At 62.2% G+C, this 17,347-nt stretch carries 20 protein-coding genes; 7 read left to right on the forward strand and 13 right to left on the reverse strand.

Annotation, left to right across the window (positions count from 1 at the left end):
- Positions 1 to 30: 30 nt before the first annotated feature.
- Genes dapB through nth form a run of 4 tightly spaced genes read left to right on the forward strand, consistent with a single transcriptional unit; the run spans position 31 to position 2,807 of the window.
- Positions 31 to 759 carry a 4-hydroxy-tetrahydrodipicolinate reductase gene (dapB, locus tag E0502_RS04725; RefSeq protein ID WP_137676771.1) on the forward strand — a complete coding sequence of 243 codons (729 nt, stop codon included), beginning with the start codon at positions 31 to 33 and terminating at the stop codon, positions 757 to 759.
- Positions 756 to 1,289 carry a hypothetical protein gene (locus E0502_RS04730; protein WP_137676772.1) on the forward strand — a complete coding sequence of 178 codons (534 nt, stop codon included), beginning with the start codon at positions 756 to 758 and terminating at the stop codon, positions 1,287 to 1,289. Before dapB ends, E0502_RS04730 begins: the two co-directional genes overlap by 4 nt.
- On the forward strand, positions 1,290 to 2,153 hold the full coding sequence (locus E0502_RS04735) for an ion transporter (protein ID WP_137676773.1): 864 nt from the start codon (positions 1,290 to 1,292) through the stop codon (positions 2,151 to 2,153).
- Positions 2,154 to 2,156: 3 nt separating this feature from the next.
- Positions 2,157 to 2,807: an endonuclease III gene (gene nth / locus E0502_RS04740; RefSeq protein ID WP_137676774.1), complete on the forward strand. Its 651-nt coding sequence runs from the start codon at positions 2,157 to 2,159 to the stop codon at positions 2,805 to 2,807.
- A gap of 7 nt (positions 2,808 to 2,814) precedes the next feature.
- On the opposite strand, the gene E0502_RS04745 is transcribed toward nth, so the two are convergent.
- The 4 genes from E0502_RS04745 to dapE form a co-directional block, all read right to left on the reverse strand.
- Positions 2,815 to 3,183 carry a PH domain-containing protein gene (locus E0502_RS04745; protein WP_137676775.1) on the reverse strand — a complete coding sequence of 123 codons (369 nt, stop codon included), beginning with the start codon at positions 3,181 to 3,183 and terminating at the stop codon, positions 2,815 to 2,817.
- Between the two features lie 65 nt (positions 3,184 to 3,248).
- Positions 3,249 to 3,650, reverse strand: coding sequence for a hypothetical protein (locus E0502_RS04750; protein ID WP_137676776.1), 402 nt, complete (start codon positions 3,648 to 3,650; stop codon positions 3,249 to 3,251).
- A gap of 12 nt (positions 3,651 to 3,662) precedes the next feature.
- Complete coding sequence (locus E0502_RS04755) at positions 3,663 to 4,898, reverse strand: dicarboxylate/amino acid:cation symporter (protein WP_137676777.1); 1,236 nt, start codon at positions 4,896 to 4,898, stop codon at positions 3,663 to 3,665.
- A 16-nt stretch (positions 4,899 to 4,914) separates the two neighbouring features.
- Positions 4,915 to 6,054: a succinyl-diaminopimelate desuccinylase gene (gene dapE / locus E0502_RS04760; RefSeq protein WP_137676778.1), complete on the reverse strand. Its 1,140-nt coding sequence runs from the start codon at positions 6,052 to 6,054 to the stop codon at positions 4,915 to 4,917.
- A gap of 53 nt (positions 6,055 to 6,107) precedes the next feature.
- Between dapE and E0502_RS04765 the strand changes: the two genes are divergently transcribed.
- Together E0502_RS04765 and E0502_RS04770 are read left to right on the forward strand one after the other, a co-directional pair.
- On the forward strand, positions 6,108 to 6,575 hold the full coding sequence (locus tag E0502_RS04765; protein WP_137676779.1) for a cupin domain-containing protein: 468 nt from the start codon (positions 6,108 to 6,110) through the stop codon (positions 6,573 to 6,575).
- Positions 6,541 to 7,200 carry a LysE family translocator gene (locus E0502_RS04770; protein WP_240048865.1) on the forward strand — a complete coding sequence of 220 codons (660 nt, stop codon included), beginning with the start codon at positions 6,541 to 6,543 and terminating at the stop codon, positions 7,198 to 7,200. Before E0502_RS04765 ends, E0502_RS04770 begins: the two co-directional genes overlap by 35 nt.
- Here E0502_RS04770 and E0502_RS04775 read toward each other — a convergent pair.
- The 9 genes from E0502_RS04775 to E0502_RS04815 form a co-directional block, all read right to left on the reverse strand.
- Positions 7,197 to 8,102, reverse strand: coding sequence for a S1/P1 nuclease (locus tag E0502_RS04775; protein ID WP_137676780.1), 906 nt, complete (start codon positions 8,100 to 8,102; stop codon positions 7,197 to 7,199). The two genes, E0502_RS04770 and E0502_RS04775, sit on opposite strands and share 4 nt — an antisense overlap.
- Positions 8,063 to 8,731 (reverse strand): glutathione S-transferase family protein, encoded by a 669-nt coding sequence (locus E0502_RS04780; protein ID WP_137676781.1) that lies wholly within the window; start codon positions 8,729 to 8,731, stop codon positions 8,063 to 8,065. The genes E0502_RS04775 and E0502_RS04780 overlap by 40 nt, the downstream gene beginning before the upstream one ends.
- A 232-nt stretch (positions 8,732 to 8,963) precedes the next feature.
- Positions 8,964 to 9,629: a ribosome biogenesis GTP-binding protein YihA/YsxC gene (yihA, locus tag E0502_RS04785; protein WP_137676782.1), complete on the reverse strand. Its 666-nt coding sequence runs from the start codon at positions 9,627 to 9,629 to the stop codon at positions 8,964 to 8,966.
- Between the two features lie 11 nt (positions 9,630 to 9,640).
- Positions 9,641 to 11,443, reverse strand: coding sequence for a membrane protein insertase YidC (gene yidC / locus E0502_RS04790; RefSeq protein WP_137676783.1), 1,803 nt, complete (start codon positions 11,441 to 11,443; stop codon positions 9,641 to 9,643).
- A gap of 44 nt (positions 11,444 to 11,487) precedes the next feature.
- The gene (yidD, locus tag E0502_RS04795; RefSeq protein ID WP_137676784.1) at positions 11,488 to 11,697 is read right to left on the reverse strand and encodes a membrane protein insertion efficiency factor YidD; all 210 of its coding nucleotides are present in this window, start codon (positions 11,695 to 11,697) and stop codon (positions 11,488 to 11,490) included.
- Positions 11,694 to 12,092, reverse strand: coding sequence for a ribonuclease P protein component (gene rnpA / locus E0502_RS04800; RefSeq protein ID WP_137676785.1), 399 nt, complete (start codon positions 12,090 to 12,092; stop codon positions 11,694 to 11,696). Before rnpA ends, yidD begins: the two co-directional genes overlap by 4 nt.
- A 154-nt stretch (positions 12,093 to 12,246) precedes the next feature.
- Entirely contained in the window at positions 12,247 to 12,381 is a 135-nt protein-coding gene (gene rpmH / locus E0502_RS04805; RefSeq protein WP_137676786.1) for a 50S ribosomal protein L34, read from the reverse strand.
- A gap of 65 nt (positions 12,382 to 12,446) precedes the next feature.
- On the reverse strand, positions 12,447 to 13,304 hold the full coding sequence (locus E0502_RS04810; RefSeq protein WP_192895919.1) for an alpha/beta hydrolase: 858 nt from the start codon (positions 13,302 to 13,304) through the stop codon (positions 12,447 to 12,449).
- 91 nt (positions 13,305 to 13,395) lie between these two features.
- Positions 13,396 to 15,687, reverse strand: a complete 2,292-nt coding sequence (locus E0502_RS04815) for a CRTAC1 family protein (protein ID WP_137676787.1) — start codon at positions 15,685 to 15,687, stop codon at positions 13,396 to 13,398.
- Positions 15,688 to 15,832: 145 nt separating this feature from the next.
- Between E0502_RS04815 and E0502_RS04820 the strand changes: the two genes are divergently transcribed.
- Positions 15,833 to 17,341, forward strand: coding sequence for a YifB family Mg chelatase-like AAA ATPase (locus E0502_RS04820; RefSeq protein ID WP_137676788.1), 1,509 nt, complete (start codon positions 15,833 to 15,835; stop codon positions 17,339 to 17,341).
- Positions 17,342 to 17,347: the final 6 nt, after the last annotated feature.

Genomic DNA, 17,347 nt, shown 5'->3' on the forward strand with positions numbered 1-17,347 from the left:
GCTTCAAGCACGGCGGCATAAGGGAGTGCAATGGCGCGTATCGGGATTATCGGCAGTGACGGAAGAATGGGTCACGCCCTGACGAGGGCAATCGCCGACGCTGGCCACGAGCATGCGGGCGGGATCGACAAGGGCGGCGATGTCGCAAACCTTGCCGACCGCAGCGATGCGCTGGTCGACTTTTCCGCACCGGCGGCGCTGGCCGGAAATCTTCACGCCGCGATCGGTGCCGGAATTCCGATCCTGATCGGAACCACCGGACTGGAAGAACGCCATCACGAGACGATCGAAGCCGCAGCACGCGCGGTTCCGGTCTTGCAGACAGGGAACACTTCGCTCGGCGTAACCCTGCTCGCGCATCTGGTGCAGGAGGCCGCGCGCAGGCTAGGGGATGACTGGGACATCGAGATCCTCGAAATGCATCACCGGATGAAAGTCGACGCGCCATCGGGCACGGCCAAGCTGCTCGGCGAAGCGGCGGCGCGCGGGCGGGAAATCGATCTGGCGGAAAAGACCGAAAGCGGCAGACGCGGCTTAACCGGCGCGCGCGAAAAGGGTGCGATCGGCTTTGCCGCCTTGCGCGGCGGCACCGTTGCAGGGGAGCACAGCGTCATCTTCGCGGGCGATGAAGAGCGGATAACCCTTGCACATAGCGCGGAGAACCGCATGATATTCGCCCGCGGCGCAGTGAGGGGGGCGCAATGGCTTATCGGCAAGCAGCCGGGACGGTACCGGATGGAGGATGTGCTCGAGCTATGAGCGCGCCCGCCGCTGCTGCGTGCCAATGGCGCGAAGAAGGCGGCAGGGCAGCTGCCGGCGAACGGTCGCTGGCATTCATTGCCGAGGTCGGGATTCCCGTGCGCCTGCGGCAGGACAGCGACGACTTCACGCAACCGATCACCGGGCTGGCGATCTGCGACGGCAGCGTAGTGATCGATCCCGAGACCGAGGTATGGCCGGGCGATCTGCTGCACGAAGCCGGTCATATCGCAGTGGTCGAGCCCGCGCGGCGCGTGACATTGGGCGCGCTGGAGCCCGATCAGGATGAAGAATATATGGCCATCGCGTGGTCTTATGCCGCCGCCAAAATTTGCGCAGTCGGCCTGCGGCAATTGTTTCATTCGGAAGGGTACAAAGGCAGTTATGAATTCGCCGCTACCTGCTACGCGACCGGCCAATTCGTCGGTGCCGACGGCCTGGCTGCGCACGGCATGACCGCGATCGATCTGCACAGCGCTCTGGCAGCTGGCGTACCGACCTACCCCAACATGATCCGCTGGTTGCGCTAGATGAAGCGGCTACGCAAATATCTCCATCACCAGCTGTTCGACGGGGCGGAATATGATGGCCGGCTGACGACGCTCAACCGCTTTCTCGTGCTGGTGATCATTCTGGCCGTGATAACCGCCGTCCTCTCGACCGAGCCCAGACTGCACGACAATTGGCACAACCAGTTGCTGATCGCCGAAGCTGTGTTCGGCACTATCTTTCTGGTCGAATACGTCGCGCGGATTTTTGCTGCGGCTGACCAGCCGGGGCCCGAGAGCGCATGGAGGAAGCGTTGGCGCTTTATCCGTTCGCCTCTCGGTCTGATCGATCTGGCGGTGGTCGTCGCATCGCTCATGCCGCTGTTCGTCTCTAATTCCGCCGTGCTGCGGACGATCCGACTGCTGCGGGTCATCGCGATCATGAAGTTCGGCCGCTTCTCCAAGGCGGTGATGGAAGTCTGGGGTGCCGTGAAAGAGCGGGGGGACGATTTGATCGTCACCATGGCCTTGGCCTGTGTGCTGCTGTTGTCCGGGGCGACAGCACTCTATCTCACCGAGGGGCACATCCAGCCCGAGGAATTCGGCAGTATCCCGCGCGCATTGTGGTGGTCGATCATCACCTTAACCACGGTGGGTTATGGCGATGCCGCGCCGATCACTGTGCTGGGCAAGGTGTTCGCTTCCATGGTCGCGCTGTCGGGGATTGCCCTGGTCGCCATGCCGACCGGCATCATTGCCGCCGCCTTCTCCGAGGCGATGCAGCGCCGCCGCGACCAGCGGCTGGAGGAAATGAAAGCGCATCTGGAGCGGCTGGACAAGGTCGATGACGCGGTCGAGGCCAAGATCGCCGCGCTTGAACGGGCCAACAATCCGCGCCACGACTGAGCGATGACCAAAGATCAGATTTTCGAGTTCTTCCGGCGACTGGCGGAAGACAACCCCGAGCCGGAAACGGAGCTTGAGTACGGCAATTGCTACCAGCTGGTCGTGGCGGTTGCGTTGTCGGCTCAGGCGACCGATGTCGGCGTGAACAAGGCAACCCGCGCGCTGTTTCGCGAAGTCGAGACGCCGCATCAGATGCTCGAACTGGGCGAGGACGGGCTGAAGGAGCACATCAAGACCATCGGCCTGTTCAACTCGAAGGCGAAGAACGTCATCGCGCTGAGCCAGCTGCTGGTCGATGAATATGGCGGCGAGGTTCCCGACACCCGCGAAGACCTTGTCCGGCTGCCCGGCGTGGGCCGTAAGACCGCCAATGTCGTGCTCAACTGCTGGTTCAAGCAGGAGACCTTTGCGGTCGACACCCATATTCTGCGGGTCGGCAATCGCACCGGCCTCGCCAAGGGCAAGACGCCTGAGCAGGTCGAGGCGAAGCTTGAAAAGCGCGTGCCGCAGCCTTTCCGTCTGCACGCCCATCACTGGCTGATCCTGCACGGCCGCTACGTGTGCAAGGCGCGCACGCCCGAATGCTGGCGCTGCAAGGTCGCGGATCTGTGCAGCTACCGCAAGAAAGTCCTGGAGAAGCCGAAGGGGCGGTGAACCGCTGCTAGAGTATGGCCTCTGCCAGCAAATCAGCGATCGGTTTGAGACTGAAACCCTTAGTAAATTTCAACTGCACCAAATTGAAGCCGCTGCCGTAAACTTTGAGTTCGGCATCCAAGTCGAAGGTCCCGGAGTTTTCGACAGCGAATGCAGTGATCGAACGCAATGATATTGAGAAAACTTCAACCTTCTTACCAGTTAGCCCCTGCTTATTGACGATCAATATCCGCTTGTTTGTGAATACACTTCCGTCACGCAATCCCTTGGTAGCAACTAGGATCTGCTCACCGTCGAGCAACAATGAGCTCACATAATCGGCCGTTTCCCGGCCCGATTTTTCATCTCCGACAAACAGAACTTCGCCAGCACTCATTTCTATCCCTTCGAAGAAATTGACGGCTCACACATCGTCCGCCGGGATCATTTTTTCATGGTCAGTCAATTGGAGATATCCCGCGATTTCCAGAAAACAAAGGCGAAGAAAAGCATGAACACGAAGTCATTTGCGCCGTAGATCGTGTAGAAGACCCCGGCGAAAGCGTCCTGCTCGTAGACCGCTGTGAGTGATTGAGATGTTATAAATGAAGTCCAGGCGGCCACATAAGCCAGCTTCTCAATCACGAACACCGCAATGAGCCAGCGCACTTGTGCGTAGTTTCGGCTCACCGCAATATAGGCAAGACCCCACAGCACAATGCAGACGAGTCCGAACAGGCCCATCACGACTGGCTGCGTTTCCATCATCACGTCGTTGGTGAAAACACGGGAACAGATCAGGACGCCCAGGATGTTGCTGAGGCCAGCGAGGACAAAGCCTCTACGGACAGTGGCCGCACTCATCGCGCACACCCCCTAAACATCATCTGCCGAGATCATTTCCGCTTTGTCGATCTCGCCGGTCATCACCGCCACCGTGGTCGCCACTGCCGCGTCGCCAGTTACATTGGTGGTGGTGCGCATCATGTCCATGATCCGGTCGACACCGGCGACGAGTGCGATCGTTTCCAGATCTACGCCCACAGCGCCGAACACCAGCGCCATCATGATCAGGCCCGCACCGGGAATGCCCGCTGCCCCGATTGCGCCCAGCGTGCCGAGGATCGAGATGAGGAAATAATCGCTCCAGCTCAGATCAACACCGAATATCTGTGCACCAAACAGCGTGGCGAGGCCGAGGTACATCGCGGTCCCGTTCATATTGATCGTCGCGCCGAGCGAGATCACGAAGCTGGATACCGAATTGGACACGCCTAGATTGCGCTGCGCACAGCGCAATGTCACCGGCAGGGTCGCGTTGGAGCTCGCCGTTGAATAGCTGACCGCGATGGCATCCACGATACCGCGGAAAAAATCGATCACCGGCAGCTTGGCGAGAAATTTGATCATCCCGGCATAGACGATGAAGATGATCAGCAGGCACCCGACGTAATTCAACACCACCAGCTTGCCCAAGGCAGCAAGCGCATCCAAGCCCAGCGTTCCTGCGACCCACGCCATGAGTGCAAACACGCCGAACGGGGTGAGTTCCATCACCACCATGGTGACCTTTTGCATCACCACTGATCCGCTGTCGAAAATCTTGAGGACCGGCAGTCCTTCTTCCTTCGCCATCAATATGCCGATACCGACAAGCAGAGAGAAGATTATCAGCGGCAGGACGTTCACATCCGCCATCACCTGTACCGGGCTTTGCGGCACCATCTCCAGCACCATCTGGCGCCAGGTCGTATCGTTCGGCGGCGGCGTGGCACCTTGCTCGATCATCGAAATGTCGACGCCCGATCCCGGCGCGACCACAGTGCCGAGGAACAGGCCCAGCCAGACCGCGATTTGCCCGGTCACCACGAACAGCAGCAGCGCGCGCCAGCCGACACTGCCCAGCTTGCGCAAATCGCCGATGCTTGCGACCCCGGCGACAAGGCTGAAGAAGATCAGCGGTACGACCAGCATTTTGATAAAGGCGACGAATATATCGCCGATGATCTTGATGCTCTCCGCGCCCGGCCCCCAGAAGTAACCGACGACGACGCCGAGAATAAGCGCGGCGATGACCCGCTGCCACAGTGGAATTGCAAACCAGGCGCGCATGCGGCGGCCCTCCCCTTCAGTCCAGTTGGAGCGCCGCTGTTGCGACCCTCGTGTAAATGCGGCTTAGCGTGTCGAGGTCTGCCATGGCCACCGCTTCATCTGTCTTGTGCATTGTTGCATTGCACAGGCCAAACTCAATCACCGGACACACGGCACGCAGGAACCGAGCGTCGGACGTGCCCCCGGTGGTCGAGGGTTCGGGCGTTATACCGGTTTCCGCCTTCACCGCATCGGCGATGATCTGAGAGAATGCACCCGGCGGCGTCAGAAACGGCTCCCCGGAAATAATCGGCAGCGCGCTGCCGCCGTGCTTTTCAGCAATGGCGCCGACACGTTCGGACAATGATGCGCCCGAATGCAGATCGTTGAAGCGGATGGAGATTCGCGCCTTGGCCTTGCCGGGGATCACGTTGTGTGCCCGATTGCCAACCTCGATCTCAGTGATTTCGAGGTTGGAGGGCTGAAACCAGTCGGTCCCGGTATCGAGCACCAGCGCGTCCAGTTCCGCCAGCATCGCGACCAGCTTGGGGATCGGATTATCCGCCAGATGAGGGTAAGCGACATGCCCCTGTGTGCCTTCCACCGTGAGCCAGATATTGACCGAGCCGCGCCGCCCGATCTTCATCATGTCGCCCAGCTGGTTGACCGAAGTCGGCTCCCCCACGAGGCACAGGTCCGGCTGATGGCCCTTGTCGCGCATCCAGTCGATCAGCGCGCGGGTTCCGTGCAGCGCAGGGCCTTCTTCGTCGCCGGTGATGATGAAGCTTATTGTGCCTGCATCCTGCGGCACATGCTTCACCGCTTCGACCATGGCAGCGATTGAACCCTTCATGTCGACCGCGCCGCGCCCGTACAGCAAATCGCCGCGCTTTTCAGCCGCGAAAGGTGCGCTCGACCATCCTTCGCCCGGCGGGACCACATCGAGATGGCCGGCAAAGGCGAAATGCTTCGAGCCGTCCGGTCCGGGCCGTATCGCGAACAGGTTTTCGACCGGGGCCTCGTCGCTGCCGGTATCGCCTTCGCCGCGGATAAAGCGGTGAACCTCGAAGCCCAGCGGCGCGAGCATGGCTTCCATCACATCGAACACCAGCCCTGTGGCCGGGGTGACGCTTGGCGCGGCAATCAGTTTTTCGGCATACTCTATGGCGTTGCTCATCGCGATGGGACTAAACGAGGTGAAGCCACCTGACCAGCCGGAGAAAGCAGGCCATGCCCAAGCTCGATCTCGACACCATCGCTCAGACCAATGCGACTGGCTATCCCGAACCATACAGCAATGATGTGCAAGGCCGCTGGTACCGCCGTCTGGCACCAGCGAGCGGCATGGAGAAGCTTCGCGCCAGTCATGTCGTGCTCAAGCCCGGCGCATGGTCGAGCCAGCGCCACTGGCACCGTGAAATCGATGAATTGCTGGTCATGATTGCGGGTGAAGCCGTGCTGGTCGAAGACAGCGGTGAAACTCTGGTCCGGCCAGGTGATCTCGTCGCCTGGCCCGCGGGGACCCAGAACGGCCACCGCCTGCAGAACCGGACCGATGCCGATTGCGTATTCGTCGTTGCCTCGGCAGGCGACTATGACGCGGACAGCGGCGAATATCCCGATATCGACATGGTGTTCGACCCCGATGGATATGCACGCAAGGATGGCACCCGCTATCCGGCGAAGCGCATACCGTGAGCCCCGCTGGTGCCTGATGGATCTTGCCGGTTTCGCTCTTGCTGTCCTGCTGATCGAGCTGACGCCCGGTCCGAACATGGCGTGGCTTGTTGCGCTGGTGCTGGGTGAAGGACGCAAAGCCGGGCTGGCAGCCATAGGCGGTGTCGCGCTTGGCCTGCTGGTCAACGGGTTGTTGTCTGCGATCGGCGCGAGCGCGGTGCTGACCGCCCTGCCGCGCGCAGCAAGTTTTATCGGTTTCGCCGGTGCCGCGATGATGCTCTATCTTGCATGGGAAGCCTGGCGAACAAGCGGCGAAACGTCACCCGCTGCCATCCCGCGCCACTCGCCCCATCGGCACTTCTTTGCCGGGTTCGGCATCAACCTGCTCAACGTCAAGGCCGCCTTGTTCTTCCTGTCGGTCGCACCGCAATTCGTGGCGGGGGGCGCGCCCGGCATGCAGCAGGCAGTCACGTTGGCGCTGGTCAGCGTTGCGATAGCGACGATCATCCACTTGTTGCTGATTTACGGCGCGTCATCGATCCGGCCGATCCTGCTGGAGCCGCATCGCGCCACGCTGGTGCGCCGCGTGCTGGCGCTTGCCATGGTCGGCGTTGCCGCGTGGTTCGTCGCCGGGGCGCTGCGCTAACGGCGATCATCCGGCACCACCAGCGGACCCGGGGCAAAGGCTTCGTCGAGCAAGCGGGCCATCCTCAGTCCCGCCTGTTGCACCCGGCTCTGCGAGACAGGGATGGCCGCGACGATATCCTCCTGCGTCAGCGCCGTTGCGGCGGGCAGATCACCAGCACAAGGATCGGTATCGAACGCGTTGGGGTAGACAAAGTCGCGCGCCGCCTGCCAGCTCTCGCGGCCCCAGTCTGCCGGGCCTCCGGTCGCGATAGCCGCGCGTTCGCTCAGCGGATAGCGGCGCACCAGCGGCGGATTGGCCGAAGTGATCGCCCGCTCTGCCAGCGCGCTGTCCCAGATCGAATGCAGGTTCTTGTCCGGCACGATCCCATAAGCTGTCACGCGGTCGTTGCCGCCGCGATCGTCCTTGTCGCCCGAATGGAGCGGCATGTGGATGTCGCCCACGAAGTGCACCATGAAAGCGAGCGCCTCGAGCCGCACATTGCCCGGCAGGCTTTCATCAGCAAGGATCCGGAGATTGCGCTCGATCTGTGCGGTCACGCAATTGCCCCCGCTGCAATTGGCGCGCGGATTGTACGGCTCGCAGATCGGTGTCGTGCGGTAATGCCACGCAGCGGTGTAGCCCCAGCGCCAGTAGTCGCGCCGGACGCAATCCGGCCACACGGTCGCGTCTGCCAGGCTTTTCAGGTCGCAACCGGGCGTGCCGAGCTGCGCTTCGTAACGAAGCAGCCGCCGGATCGCGGAACGCGTTTCCGGCTTCACATTGACCAAGGCAATCTCGCCCGTGGTACGGTGCCCGTATTCGCCCCAGGCCATTGCCTGCGACGGCAGCAGCACCGCCAGCGCAAGCAGCAGTGCCTCTGCTAGTTTTGCGGTGCGGTTTCGTATTGTTCGATCACCCATTGCTCGTCCTCTGCGCTGGCAATCCATTGTTGCATCCATTCGTGTTCCCACATGGCTTCCATATAGGTTTCCGCAAAGCCCGGCATCTTGAAGCCATAGCTGCGGAATCGGGAAACGACGGGTGCGTAAAACACATCGGCTGCGCTGAAAGTGCCGAACAGGAACGGCCCGCCCTGCCCGAAGCGCGCCCGTGCCTCGGCCCACAGTTGGAGCACGCGAACGGTGTCAGCCCGCGCGGCATCGGTGATGGTAGCGTCTTCGAAAATCTTGCGGATGTTCATCGGGCATTCGCTGCGCAGCGCGGCGAACGAGCTGTGCATTTCCGCGACCATCGATCGCGCCATACCGCGTGCCGTGTCATCCTTCGGCCAGAAGCGGTCGCGCCCGACCTTGTCGGCCAGATATTCCATAATGGCGAGGCTGTCCCACACCACGGTTTCCCCGTCCCACAGGATCGGAACCTTGCCGTGGCTCGGCTGAGTGCCTTGCTCCGCCTGCTTGGTCTCTTCCCATTGCTCGCCGAACATCGGGACGGTGATTTCTTCGAAATGCAGCCCCGATTGCTTGACTGCGAGCCAGCCCCGCAGCGACCAGCTGGAGTAGTTCTTGTTGCCGATGATGAGCTTCATGCGCGTTCCCACCTTTGCACGCTCTTTGGATTGTCGCCGCGTTAGGCGTTCATCCTCGCGCTGTCGAGACTGAACGGATGGAACAACCGGAACACAGTCCAAAGAAAGATTGTGTCCCTGCCGCAGCTTGAGGATCGCGGACCTCAGCTGCGCTTGCGAGAGATCTGGATGTTTGCCGTTTGCCATCCGCCAGTATGTGGCAGAACGCGGCGATGTAGGAAAATGCTGGTTCTCAGACCCCCGCGTCGCTCAGCACGGCAGCGCGCAATTCCGGAATGCCCATGCCTTTTTCGGAGCTGGTGATGTGCAGTTCAGGGTAGGCGGCGGTGTGCTTGCGTGCTTCGTCGGCAACTTGCGCTGCGACCGCATCGAGCGCGCTGGCTTTGATCTTGTCCGCCTTGGTCAGCACAACCCGGTAGCTGACCGCCGTCTCGTCGAGCATCTTCATCATTTCGCGGTCGACGTCCTTCAGCCCGTGACGGCTATCGACCAGCACCAGGGTCCGGTGCAGCACTTGCCGGCCGCGCAGATAGGTCTTCACTAGGCTCTTCCATTTCTCGACCACTTTTACCGGAGCCTTGGCAAAGCCATATCCCGGCATGTCGACCAGACGGAACAGGGTCGGCTCGCCCACTTCGAAGAAATTCAGCTCCTGCGTGCGTCCCGGTGTGACCGAAGTGCGCGCAATCGACCTGCGTCCCGTCAACGCATTGAGCAGCGAGGATTTGCCGACATTGGAGCGGCCGCAAAACGCGATTTCCGGCACCGTCGGTTCTGGCAGGAATTTGAGTTGCGGGGCTGAGAGGAGAAAATCCACCCGGCCCGAGAACAGCTTTTCCGCCCGCCGCGCCAACGCGGCGCGTTCGCGCTCTTGCTGCTCCAGCTCTGCATCCGTCATTCGTTCGCCCCTCAAGTTCCGGCGTCGCGCTCGGCAACCTTTTCCTGATCGGCCTTCTGCTTGACCGCAGCAGCCTTCAATTGCGGATGTTTGGAATAAAGATAGCTCTGCTGCGCCAGCGTGAGAATGTTGTTGGTCACCCAGTACAGCAGCAAGCCTGCCGCAAACGGTGCCATCACGAACATTAGCGCCCACGGCATGATCGAGAAGATCTGCTGCTGCATCGGGTCCATGGCCGTCGGATTGAGGCGGAAAGTCGCCCACATCGTCACACCGAGAAGCACAGCAAGAATACCGACCCCGAAAATGAACATCAGCCAGCTCGGCACATTGATGCCAATCAGGCTCAACAGATAGGCAAGGTTCGCCGGATCCGGTGCCGACAGATCTTCGATCCACAGCATGAACGGCTGATGGCGCATTTCGATCGCAAGGATCAGCGTTTTGTAGAGCGCGAAGAAGATCGGGATCTGGATCAGGATCGGAAGGCAGCCGGCCAGCGGATTGACCTTCTCCTTCTTGTACAGCGCCATGATCTCCTGCTGCTGCTTCTGCTTGTCGTCCTTGTAGCGTTCCTGCAGCGCCTTCATCTTGGGCTGGATCGCTTTCATCTGCGCCATCGACGCGAATTGCTTCTGAGCGATGGGGAACAGCACAAGCCGGATCAGAACGGTCATCAGGATGATCGCGAGCCCGAAATTGCCAACCAGCGCGAACAGATGCGTCAGCAGCCACCAGATCGGGCGGGCGATCCAGCCAAACCAGCCCCAGTCGATCGCATTGCCGAATTTTTCGATCCCGGCGGTTTCGTACTGGTCGAGGATCGCGCTTTCCTTCGCGCCAGCGAACAATTGCGTCGTCTTGGTGACTTGCTGTCCGGCAGCGACGGTAACGGGCTGATATTCCATCCGCGCGACGTAAAGCTGGTCACCCAGCGACTGGAAATCCGCATCGACGTTGCTGCCGTCTTGCGGGATCACTGCGGACAGCCAGTAGATATCGGTAAAGCCGAGCCAGTGCGGCGTGCCTTCGATCCGGCCTTCCGCGGCGTCTTCGGCCAGATCGTCATAATCGGGGCCGAAATTCACCCCGTCACCGAACGCGCCGATGGCGCCCGAGTGAACGTTGAACGTGCTGGCGCTGGCGGTCTTGCTGGTGCGCACGATGCCGGCCCGCGGGCGAACGACCACCGGCCCGCCGGACGTGTTGGCCACTGTCTGCTCGGCCGTGATCATGTAGTGATCGTCGACTGTCAGCTTGATGGTGAACAGCAGGCCTTCGCCATTATTCCATGTCAGGGTTACGGGCTGGCCCGGAGCCAGCGGACCGCCTTCTGCCTGCCAGACCGTATCAATGCCAGGCAGCCGTACGCCATCACCCGACCAGCCGAATTGCGCGTAATGCTGCGCTTCTGTGTCAGCCGGAGAGAAGATGCGGACCGGACCGCTGTCGCGCTCGACTGTCTGACTGTGTGTCTTGAGCACGATGTCGTCGATCCGCGCGCCGAGCGGATTGATCGAACCCGCAAGCTCAGGCGCGTCGATCTTGATGCGATCGGCAGCGACCAGCTCGGTTGCCAACTCGGCTTCTTCCTTCGCGATATCGGCGGGATCCTGCAGGCCGCCTTCGCGCGTGCGCTTCGCCGGGGTCGATGCGGTCGGAACTTCCTCGCTCGCTGCTTTGCTCGCTGCTGGGGAAGCAACTTCAGAGGTCACCACCGGTTGCGGGTAGAAATACTGCGTCAAGGCCTGCGAGCCGAACAGCAACAGGCCGCACAGCACCACGGCGAGCAGGAGATTACGCTGGTTATCCAAGATTTCGGCCCCGTCTAAATTCAATCGAGTGTGTTATATGGATACTACGGCACAGGATCCAAGCCATGCCCGCCCCAAGGGTGGCAGCGCAGTATACGTTTCAGTGCCAGCCATCCACCCTTGATTGCACCATATTTTCCCAGCGCTTCGACCGCGTATTGCGAGCACGATGGCGAATAGCGGCAGGTCGGCGGCAGGATGCGCGAAGGACCCCACTGCCACAGCCTGGCGATGAAGATCAGGATGTGCTTCATTTGCGCGGCGACCTGCGCCGAGGTTGGCGGCGGCGCGGCGGATCGACATCACCTTTGGCAGCTTTCTCAAGCGCGCGAGCAAGTTCCTGGCGCAGAGCGGAAAAATCCCGCTCGATACCGCGCTCCCGGCCGATCAGCACGTGGTCATGATCGGGCAGCCCGCCACCGGGTAAAGCCTCCCGAAGCAAAGTGCGAAAGCGGCGTTTCATGCGGTTGCGGACCACCGCATTGCCGATCTTCTTTGTCACTGTGATGCCGAAGCGTTTGCCGTGCCCATGGTTCGGGTTGACCAGCAAAACGAAGCCGGGCCGCGCGACGCGGAGCCCGCGATTGGCCGCGAGAAAATCGCTGCGTTTGCTCAGAACGGACGGGGCAGAGGCGGATTCGCTGGGCATCGAGATCAAGCGTCTAGCGAATCGATTGCGCGATGAAAATGCAAACGGGTCCCGAAGGGGACCCGCAGGGCCGTGTGGCCTCCCGCGACAACACGGCCTTCAGGCCGCGTGAGCGAGAAATGTGCACGCGCCGGCAGGCGCTGCGCGAATCGAATTAAGCCGAAAGCTTCTTGCGACCGCGACGGCGGCGTGCGCGCAGGACCTTGCGGCCACCTGGCGTTGCCTTACGGGCGAAAAAGCCGTGGCGACGGGCACGCACGAGATTGCTGGGCTGGAAAGTCCGCTTCATGATAACCTCTAGTCGAAATAAAAAGGGCCGCCCGTCAAAGGCGACCGCCTGTATGGACGCGCCCGTTACGGCAGGAGCGGATGCGAGTCAAGATATGCTGCGTCAGCAAATGCGATCTTCGGGGCTGGCTTTGGGGCTGGCTTTGGGGCCGGTTGCGGGGCTGGCTTTTCAGCAGTCGTCACCATCGTTTCGCGCGCCGGTTCGCCCAGCCATTCACGCATATCCTGCGCGGTGAGCCACTTGGCATCGGCATGACCGACCGAATTGGTCATGTCGTAGAACGCGCGTGCCTCTTCATCGCTCATGCCCATCTCGCGGTAATAGGCGAGATAAGTCCCGTTGGCCCCTTCACGGGCACCAAAATCACGCGCTTCGCGGCCGTAATTGTCGCGCCAGCTATGAACCGCAAACTCTGCCCCGTCATCGATCCGGCGCTGCCGACCCGCGAGGAACAATTCAACCGCTCCCGAACGCACTGATCCTCCGGCGGGGACGTGGGTCTCCAGCCCTGCCGCGCGGATCAGGCGGCCGACCGCCAAATTCCCGATGTCGTGGTCGGTACCGGGGCACTCGACCATGGACAGCGTGGCAATACGGGGGAAATCACGCAGCATGGCCTGGAACTGCGCCGGTGACCGCCTGTCGGTGACGCCAATCATTTCCGCGCGAGTCTCGTCGACGACCCGAAAAGGCCCATATTGCGCGATGGCCGGTGACAGCGGCTTGGCCTGTGCCGGAACCAGGCGCTCTGCGCCCTCTTCGACCCGCACCCACTGCTGGCTCGCCGGGTCCCATTCTTCCATCCAGGTCTCGGTCGAGAGCACCTGTGCCTGAACATGGGCCTGAGCATGGGCCTGACCGGGCGCCGCAATCAGGAGCAGCGCAGTCGACAGAATGGTAAAAAGGCGGGCCGCAGCGAACATGCCGCCCTTTTTGCGCGCGAGGCGTTACCACCTCGCCAAGCGGCGCAGTTGCCCGGGCCTTTCGAGACATGGTTAACGCCGCAGCAGGATTTCAGTGATCAGCGTGCTCTGTCCGCTGTGGCAGCCGCTTGAAGGGTGCCGGGCGGCGGTCCAGCGGTTCGAGCCGATTGCGGCCTTCTACCAGCTGGTATGCCTTGTCCGACTGAACCCGCGTGAACGTCTGCTCCGCTCCTGAAGCAGGCCAGCGCACAGTGACCCGCTCGATCCGCTTCGCTGCGCCCAATCCGATATGTTGTTCCAGCGGGCTGGACCCGAAGCTGCCGCCGGTCCCGACTGCGCGCCAGATCGCGAATTGCCGCCCCGCATCGTCGGTCACGTCAACCCGGATCACCGCCCCGACCGCGCCGCGATTGCTCTGCCGCCCCTCCAGTCGGAGCGATATCCAGCGATTTGCACCGCCGAGATTCTCGAACAGCGCATTCATAAATGTATCGCCTGCGGCCGATCCGCCAAGCTGCGCGAAGATATCCGCATCCCCGTCGCGGTCGAAATCGGCGAAAGCGATACCGTGACCTTTCTGGATATGACCCAGCCCGGAAGAAGCGGTAATTTCCTCGAACCGTGCGCCCTGACGGTTCCACATCGCGGTGTTGGGAATGATCGCATCATAGGCGGAGGCGCCGGTGCCCCAATACATGTCGAGCCAGCCGTCATTGTCGAAATCACCATAGGCGGAACCCATGACATAGCTCGGCGCGGTCAGTCCTGCGGCTGCGGTCACATCTGCAAAGGTGCCATCGCCGCGATTGCGATAGAGCGCAGCGCCCGAGACCTTGTCGTCCAGTTCGCTAGCATCTCGCCCGGCGAAGCTGCGCGCCATATTGCCGGTCACGTCGCCCGCCCCGTATCCGGCGACGAACAGGTCCTGCCAGCCGTCATTGTCGTAATCGAAGAACCAGCTGGCGAAGCTGCGCTGCGGGCCGCCGACGCCCGCTTCCCCGGTCACGTCCTCGAAGGCGAGCGCACCCGAATTGCGGAACAGGACATTCGCCTGGCGCAGGCAGGACACATGCAGATCGGCGAACCCGTCGCCGTCGTAATCGCCTGCCGCGACAGACTTGGGATTGCAGTCGAACCCGGCAGGCGTCCATTCGGGCAGGCGCTCGAAACCCTTGCCCCCGCGATTCATGAAGATGTCGATCCGGCCAGCAACGCGCCTACTCTTCTTCTCGTTCGCGACGACGAGATCGAGCCAGCCGTCATTATCGAGATCGGCAAAGGTCGAACTCAGCGTCGGCTCGAATTGCAGCAGGCCCAGCTCGACCGTCGCATCCTCGAAATTTCCCTTGCCGTCATTGCGCAGCAGCGAATTGGGCAGCAATCCGCCGCCCTGCCCCCATGCTCCGCGCATCAGATAAATATCCGCATCGCCGTCATTGTCGAAGTCGCCATGGATTGCGTTCAGCCCGCCCGGCAGCCCGCCAAGGCCCGATTGTTCGGTCGCATCGACCAGCCGTCCGTCCGGCGCGCGCAGATAGAGGATTACTTCGCCGTCCAGCGTCCAGCTGGTGGTGAAGACATCGAACTGGCCGTCACCATCGAAATCCTCGACCACTGCAGCGCCGGCATTGTTCCTCCGGTCGACTGCGGCCAAATCCGACACATTGGCAAATTTCGGCCCTGCGTAGCCCTCGATTGCGCCTGGCATCGGCAACAAATGCTCCGCCGGGACATCGCCGGGATAGCCGCCCAGAGTCATATGCGCGATGTTGAGCAGCCACTTCGACTTGTAATCATCCGGCCGACCGGCAAGAACGCGATCCTCCAGCACCGCAATCGCCATGGTCGAGCCTTCCTCCAGCCTGTGCTGCGCGCCGCGGTCGATCGGCACGATGCACGCGCCCGCGTGCGGATTGTTGAAACAGTTCTGCTGCTCGCCCAGCCGCAGATAGGCGATCGCAAGACTGTCCTCCACCGTATCAGTCATCTCGCGGGGCGCGCCGCTGTCCAGCGCCCAGCGATCAACCTTTTCGAGAATTGCAATCGCGTCTTCGGTCTCGCCGGTGTTCATCAAGCGCGCTGCGATCCGCAAATGCTGCACCGCGCCCGCCGCGTCCGGAATGTCACGCCATAGCCGGTATTCGTCGCGCACGGCTTTCGCCCAACTGCGCAGGCGGGAACTCTCTTCGCGCGCCCGCAGCTCGGCCAGCATCGCTTTCATCCCGTCGGTGCCGGGCTGCACATCGAGCCGCTCGACGAATTGCGCCATCGGCTCGTCACGCAAGCGGTCCTGCTGCAAGTCCCACGCAGCGAAACCGGCGAACAGCACAGCCAGCAGCGCACCGCCTGCCAATATCTTGCGCCATCCGATCCGCCGCAGCAAGGTTTCCCTCCATTCCCGAAGCTTCCGAACTAAGCGGGTCTGGCAATTTTGGCCAGCATCGTTATGCCCTGAATTTGCAAGCTATTGTGTTGAGGACCGCAATCAGCTCGGCCTGGCATCGCGTGATGCAAACGGGGGAGTAATTGTGGTCGCACTGGTTCGGACTGTTGCCTATCTCGGGCTCGATGCGCGCAGCGTCGAGGTGCAATGTTCGGTCGCGCCGGGACTGCCCAATTTCAACATCGTCGGGCTGGCCGACAAGGCCGTGGGCGAGAGCAAGGAACGCGTTCGCGCGGCGCTTTCCAGCATGGGCCTCGCTTTGCCGCCGAAACGCATCACCATCAATCTCGCCCCCGCCGACCTGCCCAAGGAAGGGAGCCATTACGACCTGCCGATCGCGCTCGCGCTGCTGGCCGCGATGGGCGTGACCGATGCCGAGCAATTGGGGGACTGGGTCGCGGTGGGCGAGCTGTCGCTCGACGGGCGGGTCGTCGGCTCACCCGGCGTGCTGCTCGCGGCGCTTCATGCGAGCGAGCAGGAAGCGGGCCTGATCTGTCCGGTCAGCCAGGGGGCCGAAGCGCGCTGGGCAAGCGAAGTACCGGTGTGCGCCGCGCCCGATCTGGTCAGCCTGCTCAATCATCTGAAAGGCACGGCGCAATTGCCCGTGCCGCAGCCGGGGGAGGTCGAACCTGCTCCGCCGGGCCCGGATCTGAAGCGGGTAAAGGGGCAGGAAACCGCCAAGCGCGCGCTGGAGATCGCCGCAGCGGGCGGGCACAATTTGCTGATGATCGGCCCGCCGGGTGCGGGCAAGAGCCTGCTCGCATCGTGCCTGCCGGGCATATTGCCAGAGCTTTCGCCCTCCGAAGCGCTCGAGGTTTCCATGGTGCAATCGGTCGCCGGAACGCTGGAAGGCGGACGGATCAGCCGCGCGCGGCCGTTCCGCGCGCCGCATCATTCGGCCAGCATGGCGGCGCTGACCGGCGGCGGGTTGAAGGTAAAGCCGGGAGAAGTCAGCCTCGCGCATCTCGGCGTGCTGTTCCTCGACGAGCTGCCCGAATTCCAGCGCGCCGTGCTCGACTCGCTGCGACAGCCGCTCGAAACCGGCTCGGTCGATGTCGCGCGGGCCAATGCGCATGTCAGCTTCCCAGCGCGGGTCCAGCTGATCGCGGCGATGAACCCGTGCCGCTGCGGGCATCTTGGCGATCCGGCACTTGCCTGTTCACGCGCGCCGCGCTGCGCTGCCGATTACCAGAGCAAGGTCAGCGGCCCGATGCTGGACCGGATTGATTTGCACGTCGAAGTCGACCCCGTCAGCGCCGCCGACCTCGCCCTGCCGCCCGCCGCAGAAGGAACCGCAGAAGTTGCCGCACGGGTCGCTGCCGCGCGCACGGTGCAGACCGGCCGTTCCGAACAAACGGGCGTACGCAGCAATGCCGAACTGCAAGGCGACGCGCTCGAACAATTCGCCACCCCCGACGAGGCCGGCCAGCGCCTGCTGATGCAAGCCGCCGAAGCGATGCGCCTGTCGGCCCGCAGCTACACCCGGATGCTTAGGGTAGCGCGGACGATTGCGGACCTGGCCGGGGCAGAGAAAGTCGGGCGGATTCATGTGGCGGAGGCGTTGAGTTACCGAAGGCAGGCGCCGCGGGCTTAGGCAAAT

Source organism: Parerythrobacter lutipelagi (genome assembly GCF_005434975.1).
Lineage (GTDB): Bacteria > Pseudomonadota > Alphaproteobacteria > Sphingomonadales > Sphingomonadaceae > Parerythrobacter_A > Parerythrobacter_A lutipelagi.

What these genes read in the sequence shown, in the direction of transcription:
- dapB (WP_137676771.1), top strand. Translation starts at nt 31, where the DNA reads ATGGCGCGTATCGGGATTATCGGCAGTGACGGAAGAATGGGTCACGCC.
- E0502_RS04730 (WP_137676772.1), top strand. Translation starts at nt 756, where the DNA reads ATGAGCGCGCCCGCCGCTGCTGCGTGCCAATGGCGCGAAGAAGGCGGC.
- E0502_RS04735 (WP_137676773.1), top strand. Translation starts at nt 1,290, where the DNA reads ATGAAGCGGCTACGCAAATATCTCCATCACCAGCTGTTCGACGGGGCG.
- nth (WP_137676774.1), top strand. Translation starts at nt 2,157, where the DNA reads ATGACCAAAGATCAGATTTTCGAGTTCTTCCGGCGACTGGCGGAAGAC.
- E0502_RS04745 (WP_137676775.1), bottom strand. Translation starts at nt 3,183, where the DNA reads ATGAGTGCTGGCGAAGTTCTGTTTGTCGGAGATGAAAAATCGGGCCGG.
- E0502_RS04750 (WP_137676776.1), bottom strand. Translation starts at nt 3,650, where the DNA reads ATGAGTGCGGCCACTGTCCGTAGAGGCTTTGTCCTCGCTGGCCTCAGC.
- E0502_RS04755 (WP_137676777.1), bottom strand. Translation starts at nt 4,898, where the DNA reads ATGCGCGCCTGGTTTGCAATTCCACTGTGGCAGCGGGTCATCGCCGCG.
- dapE (WP_137676778.1), bottom strand. Translation starts at nt 6,054, where the DNA reads ATGAGCAACGCCATAGAGTATGCCGAAAAACTGATTGCCGCGCCAAGC.
- E0502_RS04765 (WP_137676779.1), top strand. Translation starts at nt 6,108, where the DNA reads ATGCCCAAGCTCGATCTCGACACCATCGCTCAGACCAATGCGACTGGC.
- E0502_RS04770 (WP_240048865.1), top strand. Translation starts at nt 6,541, where the DNA reads ATGGCACCCGCTATCCGGCGAAGCGCATACCGTGAGCCCCGCTGGTGC.
- E0502_RS04775 (WP_137676780.1), bottom strand. Translation starts at nt 8,102, where the DNA reads ATGGGTGATCGAACAATACGAAACCGCACCGCAAAACTAGCAGAGGCA.
- E0502_RS04780 (WP_137676781.1), bottom strand. Translation starts at nt 8,731, where the DNA reads ATGAAGCTCATCATCGGCAACAAGAACTACTCCAGCTGGTCGCTGCGG.
- yihA (WP_137676782.1), bottom strand. Translation starts at nt 9,629, where the DNA reads ATGACGGATGCAGAGCTGGAGCAGCAAGAGCGCGAACGCGCCGCGTTG.
- yidD (WP_137676784.1), bottom strand. Translation starts at nt 11,697, where the DNA reads ATGAAGCACATCCTGATCTTCATCGCCAGGCTGTGGCAGTGGGGTCCT.
- rnpA (WP_137676785.1), bottom strand. Translation starts at nt 12,092, where the DNA reads ATGCCCAGCGAATCCGCCTCTGCCCCGTCCGTTCTGAGCAAACGCAGC.
- rpmH (WP_137676786.1), bottom strand. Translation starts at nt 12,381, where the DNA reads ATGAAGCGGACTTTCCAGCCCAGCAATCTCGTGCGTGCCCGTCGCCAC.
- E0502_RS04810 (WP_192895919.1), bottom strand. Translation starts at nt 13,304, where the DNA reads ATGTTCGCTGCGGCCCGCCTTTTTACCATTCTGTCGACTGCGCTGCTC.